Raw genomic sequence first — 2116 nt, 5'->3', positions numbered from 1 at the left:
TCTCATCTTGATTGACGCTTCGTCTCATCTTGGTTGTCGCGCTGCAGGCAACTGTTCCAATGCAACTGAGTCTCCTTTGGACGTTCAATAGGTGACCGTCACTACGACCGTGTCGCTGTAAGCGCCGGCCGGCCGAGTCGCCACCTCGTTTCGTGGCCATGCGTCCATCCGACCCCTTTGGTGTCTTTTATGTCGGCGTCGTCACCGGGCCAAGGAGTCGATCGATCACGTGCGTTCGTGAGCTTGGTTGTGTCGAGGATAACGAACTCACGTCAGCGTATCATGCGCAGCTCAAAATGGAACAAAACCGAGTGCTAAACGTTATGGAACGTTGGAGTGCAATTACGAGAAAAGCACCGTGCTAGGTACTCCTGGGAGACGTACATGGATATCACCACGCTTCTCATCATACTTCTGATAGTTATTCTGCTAGGCGGCGGCTTTTACGGACGAGGACGCTGGTATTAAACCACGCCCAAGGATACTTTACTTGTCCCATGGGGAAATTTTGGGAGTAAAGTTACGGTCAAGCTGGTACAAGGGCCACACTCGCGCCCTTGTACAAAACAGCACTGCAACGAGCCGCCCCATTCCGGGGCCACGCCATTAATTGAGGTCCACTTTATCCTGCGTATTAGACGCGAGGGAGATAGGTGTCGGTTAAACCCTCGAAATTTCAAGAGTTCAAGAGATATCAGATTTGCTCAGTGGGGTGCCTGCGTTCCTCGACTTCGGCGGTGGTCCACTCAAGGAAGAGGCTGTAGGCGACCGCCAGCAGCGTTGGCCCCAGAAAAATTCCGATGAATCCAAAGGCGACGACGCCGCCAAGGAAACCGAAGAAGCCGAGCAACACGGGTCGGTTGTCGGTCTTGCCAAGGACATAGGGTCTGATGACGTTGTCGATGCTGCTGACGAGGAGCAATCCCCATGCTGCGACGAAGAAGCTCCACCAAACGGCTCCTTGGATAAAAAGCCCTAGCGCCACCGAGCCCCACACCAGAGGGGGGTCTATCGGCACAAACGACAGAACGAACGTAAGGAATCCAAACAATAGCGCCTGAGGTACGCCGGCGATCCAGAAACCAATGCCGGCCAGGACGGCCTGGGCGAGGGCCGTGCCGATCAAGCCGTAAACGACGCCCTTGACCGTCGCGCCCACGACCGTGAGCAGCTCTCGGACCCGGGGGGCCGGCGAATCTTTCGCCGACTGCGCGCACGTAGGCTGCCATCCGCCGGCCGTGAAGGAAGAAGAAAAAGGCGATGAATACGCTCAGCCCGAGTTCTAACAGCCCCGGCGCCGAGCACTGCTCCGCTGGCTACTGCTAAGTTTGTGGCGAGGCCGATCAGCTTCTTGAGCTCAATGATGAACGCGGGCGCATTGTGGGCCAAGCTCTCCCAATAGGCAGCCAGGTTCTCGCCAATGACCGGCAGTCCTGCGACCCAACGCGGTGGCGCCGGAGGCCCCTGCTCGAGAATCTGGTTCACAGCCGTGAGCAGGTTGCTTACGCTGTCTGTCAACGTCGGCACCATCACGGCGAACGGTGCGACGAGAACGAGGGCAACCAGCAACGTCATCACGGCGGCCGCCAGACTTTTATTGCCACCGACTGCCCGCTCGCACCTCTGGTAGACCGGCCATGTCGAGAAACATATCACCGCCGCCCACAGGATGGCTGAGAGGAAGGGCTGAAGGACGGAGCGCAACCGAACGCCAGCAGAAGAAGGGCGCCGACCCCGAGAATTTGTTCGATTGGCTTACCGAGAGGTATCATGCCCAATCTTTCCTATTGCTTCCGGCTAAATTAACAGCGGGGGAACGCGAGTAACGGCTCGGGTGGCCATATCGCCGGCGATGTTCGAGCCGCCGCAGAATCATCGAGTATCTCCATTCTTGTTCCGTCGCAGCCGATCGTCTCACGTACCTCTAGGCCCATCTTACGACGAGTCGCGCATCCTTGGATGGGCGGCCCCTGGCCGCCAAGCCCGCTGCCGGTATCGCGCTGTCGACATCCCGACATCATCCGCCCGATCCTGATCGGTTGACCTAGGTTTCGTCAATCGGTTGCGATCTAGTCATCTGAATCCGAAATTCGTGTCATAAGCTGTTGTCGACCTT

1 pseudogene is annotated in these 2116 nt (G+C 57.5%); it reads right to left on the bottom strand.

The annotated features are described in order from the left end of the window. Nucleotides 1-694: 694 nt before the first annotated feature. Nucleotides 695-1772, bottom strand: a pseudogene (locus tag N181_RS08740) (AI-2E family transporter). Between the last annotated feature and the right edge of the window lie 344 nt (nt 1773-2116).

This window comes from Sinorhizobium fredii USDA 205 (assembly GCF_001461695.1).
Taxonomy (GTDB): domain Bacteria; phylum Pseudomonadota; class Alphaproteobacteria; order Rhizobiales; family Rhizobiaceae; genus Sinorhizobium; species Sinorhizobium fredii.
The sequence above is the reverse complement of the archived record's forward strand: the minus strand, read 5'-3'. Positions and strand labels throughout refer to the sequence as shown.